The sequence below is a fragment of the uncultured Campylobacter sp. genome (assembly GCF_963517995.1).
Classification (GTDB): Bacteria; Campylobacterota; Campylobacteria; order Campylobacterales; family Campylobacteraceae; genus Campylobacter_A.
Genome location: NZ_CAUQHQ010000156.1, coordinates 1 through 4,878 on the forward strand (window position 1 = coordinate 1; position 4,878 = coordinate 4,878).

Consider the following 4,878-nt stretch of genomic DNA (forward strand, 5'->3'; position numbering starts at 1 on the left):
GTATATGCCCAAACTCGTGGCCGATCGTGGAGATCTCGTAGGTTTTCTTCCAAATTTGCGGCTTTTTAAACAAAATTTCGCGCCCGTAGTCCAAAAACTCGCGCGAAAAAATCTCCCCGCTAAGCTTCATAAACGGCCGCGCCTTGGCGCTCTCGTAAACATGCTCCACGAAGGCGAATATCTTTTTGCCCCGCTCCTTGCTCACGGTCTCGTCGTTTGGCACGACCTGAGCCGAAAATAGCCCGTTTAGCTCAGCGCCGTAGTAGATCATCGGCACGCTGATATATGTTTGCGTTCTAGCGACGTTTTGCGTCACTTGGCGCGCGAGCTGGGCGTCCTCTATCCCGCACTCGCGGCAAATTTGCTCGTAGGCGCGGATGACGCTGGCTTTAAACTTCGCCTCGTCAAAGTCGCTAGCCCCCGCTAGCCTCACGTCCCACTCGAGCGCGACGGCGTGCGTGTAGGCATCCTCGTAATACTCGAGCGGATGGCCGGGCTGCAGCGGGCCTTTTACCTCCATCCACGCTCGCTCGGCGTCCTGCCACGCTGGGATCGCGCGGTCGTTTTCTCGCTCGCAAAACGCCGCCTTTAGCTTTTCAAAGTACTTTACGTAGGCCTCGTGCTCGTCGTTTGCGGCTAGCGATTTTAGATTTTTGATTAGCTCCTCTAGCGCGTCCGCCACGCGTTTTACTTCTTTTTCAAAAGTCACGGCATACGGCGCGAAGGCGTATTTATCGCCGTTTTTTATAACTGCGCCGTAGCTTCGCTCGCCCTTTTCGCCGCCGTCTTTTTGGTAAAGGCCGTTTTCGCCTATAAATTTGATCGCTTCGGCCATGCTTGCAAATTTAGCTTCAAATTCTTTATTCGTCGTTTGCAGGATTTGCCTGTCCCACGCGCTTTGCCACGCGTTCATCGCTACTCCCGCGCCGTGCATGCCGCTAAGTAGCGCCGAGTAAAACTCATCTATTATTTTCTTCTCTTTTACCCGCGCCAAAAGCTTTTCAAAGCGCGCCTCGTAAAATTCGCGCACGAGCTCAAAAGCTTCGTCTTTTATGCGCCCTATCTCGGCCTCCTCGCGCCCCTGCTTTTTTAGCTCGTTTTCCAGCGGCTCCGTTTTTAGATCGACTATGCGGCGCAAAACCGCGACCTTTTCGCTTTTTTCGCCCTTAAATCCTGCGATTTTTAGCATCTTTAGCACGACCTCGCTAGGGTTATCCAGCTGCCGATACATCGCGTTTAGCTCGTCTTTGCCTGCGGCTACTAGCTCGTTTAATCTTTTAAAATCGTTCACGTTTGTCCTTTTTAAAATTTGGCGTATTTTAGCTTAAAAATGCTGGACGCTGAGTTAAAAAACCTCAAGCTCGGCTAAATTTCGCGCCTTTAGCCAAAGCTCTAAAAATTGATTTATCTTGCGGCTTTATCAGCGAAATTGCGCTAAAATCGGACTAAAATTTAACGAAAAACCGAGAAGACGATGAAAACTCAAGAAGAAAAAAAGACAAAAAAAGAAAAATCAAGCCGGCTGCAGCACTTTCCGATCATGTTTTACACCGTAGTTATGGGGCTTGGCGGACTGGCTCTTGCTTACGAGCGACTAAATTTGATCTTTGATATCTCAGGTGCGGTTTTTGAGATTTTGCGAGGCGCGGCGAGTCTAGCCTACGCGCTCATCTGCGCTTGTTACGCGGCTAAGCTGATAAAACACCCACAAGCTTGCAAGGCCGAGCTGTTTCATCCCGTGCAGGTAAATTTTTTCGCCGCGTTTTCGATCGGCACGCTGCTGGTAGCGACGCTTTGGAGGGATTTTGCGTCCATTTACGACACGCTTTTTTGCGTGGGCGTAGCATTTCAGACCTTCATCACGCTGCACGCTATGTCTTTTTGGATACGTAGCGACGTAGAGCCGCAGCACGCTAGCCCGGCGTGGTTTTTGCCTATCGTAGGCAACCTTTTCGTTCCGTTAGCCGCGCCTGCTACGAGCGAGTTTGCGTGGTATTATTTTTCGGTCGGGATATTTTTTTGGCCGGTAATTTTAGCTATTTTGCTCTATCGTCTCATTTTTTGCGCCTTGATGCCGCCTAAATTTATCCCGACGCTTTTTATCACGGTAGCTCCGCCCGCGATGGCCTTTTTAGGCTATACTAAGCTAACGGGCGGCTTTGACGCGGCGGCTAAAATCATGCTTTACGTTACGCTATTTTTCGTACTTTTTATCATTTATATGTTTAAAAGCTTTCTTGGGATTAAATTTTCGCTTTCTTGGTGGGCGTTTACCTTTCCTACGGCAGCGGCAAGCGTCGCGTTTTTACGAGCGTTTGAGTTTAACGGGATTAAGTTTTTCTTGTTTGCGGGAGCGGCGGGTTTTGCTATCTTATGCGTTTTTATAGGTATCGTGGGCTTTTATACGGTAAAAGCGATATTTAGCGGAGAGATTTTTACGGCGCAGAAGTGAGATTTTAGCGTAAATTCGGCGCAAAAGACGCTAAATTTAAGAGCTAAAATATCGCGCTATTTGCTTTAGCGCGGGCTTTAGACCTTTGTCGCCGCGTTTAATTTAAACCAAGCGGCAAATTTAGCTTTCTTAAGCGCAAATTTAGATGGACCGTAGCGACGCTTAACCGCGGTATTTTGCGAGGTTTGCGTCGCCTAGCCTATCCTAGCCAAAAAAGCGAATTATTTTAGCAATCCGCTTGATTTTAGCATATTCGTAATCTCTTTAACCTCGGCCGTACCCTTATGGCAAGCGACTTCTTGCTCCTCCTTGCTTAGCTTTTTTATGCTAGCGTAGTCGGCCTCAAACTCTTTTTTCGTCGCCTCCGCGCTAAATTCCTTGTTGCCCTGAGCTTTGGCTTGTTTTTCCATCGCATCGATGAACTCGTAAGAAACCTTTTCGTACTCTTTGCAAGCAGCAGGAGTTTCCTCAGCCGCCAAATGGCCGGCAAATACGCAAAGCGCGACTAAAAATAACGATTTTTTCATGTCTTTCCTTTTTTGAAGATGTAGCGTATGGTAGCGAAATTTAGCTAAATTTTGCCTCGCAGCGCGATCATTTCGCTAAAAGTTATCTCGCGGGCGTAAAATTTAACTCCGAGCGAGGCGAGTTTGTCTTGTAGCGCTAGCGCCGACTCCTCTATGCCGCTAAAAAGGCAAAGCGGCAAATTTTGCGCCCTCTCTTTGGTCGCCGCAAAGCTCTCGTCTTCAAAAAATTTCTTTAAAAACACTAGTGTTTTTACCTTATCCGCGCCCAAATCCTCGATAAAAACGCTGAAATATCTATATCCCGGCTCCTCGCGCGCTTCATCTTCCCACGCGTAATCGTCCGCTAGTTCGCGGTAAAATTCGTTGTTTAAATCAGTAAGCGGAGCGATCGCTTCAAGCGAGCAAGGTGCCTCAAGCGCGGCAAGTGCGGTTAAAATCTCTTCAAATTTAACGATGTCGTCCGCGACCTTTATCGGCTCCCAAAAGCCCGCGCCGTGATAGGCAAAATACACGGGCGAAGCGTCCCCCAGGGCAAAATCCACGAAAAACGGATCGTCCATGCCGTTACGCGCGATGACTCGCCAACTCTTTCGCCACTGCCCTGGTGCGTCGTCTGCTAGCTCCTCGCCCGTTTTGCGGCTAGCGAGTCTATATCCCTCCTGAAAACTCTCAAACTCGCCTTCGTCAGGATAGAAAAACGGTAGCAAAATGCACTCCGAAACGATACGTTTGCGGATAAAATTTCGGATCAAATTCGGGATTTGCACTGCGCGGCCTTTGGGTTAAATTTGAGCCAATTTTAGCAGAATTTTTAATCCGCGCAAAATTTGCGTTCAAATTTAAAAATGGGCTTAACTAAGAGATCAATTTTACGCTCAAATTTTACGCTCCCGCTCAAACGGATGCGGCGCCCGACTTCGTCAGCACGAAAATTTCGGCTCGCCTTCGTATCGCCTGAAATTTTCGGCGCATATGTTTTCGCTAGAAGCGCAAAATTTCAGCAAAAGACAATGTTTGTTGAAATCGGCTGATTGCAAATTTGAACGCAAAAAGACAAGCCGAGACGGCGCGCCGCCCAAAAAACGTAAGCGAAAGTATCGCGAGATGATTTTGAGAGTTGTGCAGAAATTTTAAGTCAAGGCTAGACAAATAGTTTGCCGCAGACTTAAAATTTCAAATCTCTCTCAAAAGCACTCGCGAGACGACGCGCTAAATTTTATAGCGACTGCAAAATTTTAGGTTTGCTAAACGCCTGTATCGGCCTAATCTCTCCTTTAAATTTCTCGACCTGCGCTAGCGCGGTGTGAGCCGAGTTGCTTTGCGCTAGGCTTGAAGTGCCTTTGTCGCGTGTTAGGACGTTTACGCAGCCGTGCTGGCATAGGCTCTTTTCGCCCCAATTTTCCGGGTCGTACCACGCGCCCTCGCAGATAGCTATGACGCTTTGCGGCACGACGTCGGTTACTAAAACGCCCGTTAAAATTTCGCCTCTATCGTTAAATACGCGCGCTATATCGCCCGTAGCTAGACCGCGTTCTTTGGCGTCTTTCGGGTTGATTAGCATCGGTTCGCGTCCGCTGACTTCGGCGAAATTTCTGATAATAGAGTTGTTTAACTGGCTGTGCAGGCGGTAGCGAGAGTGCGGGCTGACGATATGCAGCGGATGCTTCTTGCTCGCGTTGCCTAGCCATTCAAAAGGCTCGATCCACGCAGGGTGCGCAGGGCAGTCGGCGTAGTTCATCTTCGCTATCGTCGGCGAGTATAGCTCGATTTTACCCGACGGAGTTCCTAGACGGTTTTTAGCGGGGTTTTCGCGGAAGGCGGCTAGGCGAGTGTAGAGCGCGTTGCTCTCGTCGTCTTTTTCAAATCTCACGAATCCTTTTTCGTAAAATTCCTCAAAGC

The 4,878-nt window shown here is 48.7% G+C and carries 5 protein-coding genes; 1 reads left to right on the forward strand and 4 read right to left on the reverse strand.

Features of this window, described 5'->3' with window-relative positions; translation table 11 throughout:
* On the reverse strand, window positions 1–1,291 hold a 1,291-nt coding region (gene ciaB / locus RYL88_RS11515), incomplete at its 3' end, for an invasion protein CiaB (RefSeq protein WP_314991452.1).
* Window positions 1,292–1,474: 183 nt separating this feature from the next.
* Between ciaB and RYL88_RS11520 the strand changes: the two genes are divergently transcribed.
* Entirely contained in the window at window positions 1,475–2,452 is a 978-nt protein-coding gene (locus tag RYL88_RS11520) for an SLAC1 anion channel family protein (protein WP_314991453.1), read from the forward strand.
* A gap of 221 nt (window positions 2,453–2,673) precedes the next feature.
* On the opposite strand, the gene RYL88_RS11525 is transcribed toward RYL88_RS11520, so the two are convergent.
* The 3 genes from RYL88_RS11525 to RYL88_RS11535 form a co-directional block, all read right to left on the reverse strand.
* Entirely contained in the window at window positions 2,674–2,979 is a 306-nt protein-coding gene (locus RYL88_RS11525; RefSeq protein ID WP_297968966.1) for a lactoferrin binding protein, read from the reverse strand.
* Between the two features lie 44 nt (window positions 2,980–3,023).
* Window positions 3,024–3,746 (reverse strand): hypothetical protein, encoded by a 723-nt coding sequence (locus RYL88_RS11530; RefSeq protein WP_314991455.1) that lies wholly within the window; start codon window positions 3,744–3,746, stop codon window positions 3,024–3,026.
* Window positions 3,747–4,195: 449 nt separating this feature from the next.
* Window positions 4,196–4,878, reverse strand: a 683-nt coding sequence (locus tag RYL88_RS11535) for a molybdopterin dinucleotide binding domain-containing protein (RefSeq protein WP_314991458.1), incomplete at its 5' end; no start/stop codon positions are given.

What these genes read in the sequence shown, in the direction of transcription:
- RYL88_RS11520 (WP_314991453.1), top strand. Translation starts at nt 1,475, where the DNA reads ATGAAAACTCAAGAAGAAAAAAAGACAAAAAAAGAAAAATCAAGCCGG.
- RYL88_RS11525 (WP_297968966.1), bottom strand. Translation starts at nt 2,979, where the DNA reads ATGAAAAAATCGTTATTTTTAGTCGCGCTTTGCGTATTTGCCGGCCAT.